A 382-nucleotide genomic window follows, 5' to 3' on the forward strand; every position below is an offset into this window, starting at 1 on the left:
TTAGAGCGCCGCCCTGTCACGGCGGAGGTCGTGGGTTCGAACCCCATCCGGGTCGCTGAATATCGCTAAAGTGGTATTCGAAAGTTGAATATGGGGTCTTAGCTCAGCTGGGAGAGCATCTGCCTTACAAGCAGAGGGTCATAGGTTCGAGCCCTATAGGCCCCACTTTCAAAGAAAACCTGGTTCGCCGATATGGCTCAATTGGCAGAGCAGCTGATTTGTAATCAGCAGGTTATCGGTTCGAGTCCGATTATCGGCTTTGAGATTTCCGCTTTGCGGTAATTAAATAATGATTATGGGGGAATTCCCGAGTGGCCAAAGGGGGCAGACTGTAAATCTGTTAGCTGTGCTTTCGGTGGTTCGAATCCACCTTCCCCCACTC

The 382-nt window shown here is 51.0% G+C and carries 3 tRNA genes; all 3 read left to right on the forward strand.

The window, feature by feature from the left end:
• Nucleotides 1-92: 92 nt before the first annotated feature.
• The 3 genes from DXB18_RS14680 to DXB18_RS14690 all read left to right on the forward strand — a co-directional run bounded on the left by DXB18_RS14680 (nucleotide 93) and on the right by DXB18_RS14690 (nucleotide 379).
• Nucleotides 93-165 (forward strand) — tRNA-Val (locus DXB18_RS14680).
• A gap of 21 nt (nucleotides 166-186) precedes the next feature.
• Nucleotides 187-259: transfer RNA gene (locus DXB18_RS14685), tRNA-Thr, on the forward strand.
• A 38-nt stretch (nucleotides 260-297) separates the two neighbouring features.
• Nucleotides 298-379 (forward strand) — tRNA-Tyr (locus DXB18_RS14690).
• Nucleotides 380-382 lie beyond the last annotated feature (3 nt).

Origin of the sequence: Clostridium sp. OM02-18AC, from assembly GCF_003481825.1 — a bacterium.
Lineage (GTDB): Bacteria > Bacillota > Clostridia > Lachnospirales > Lachnospiraceae > Brotaphodocola.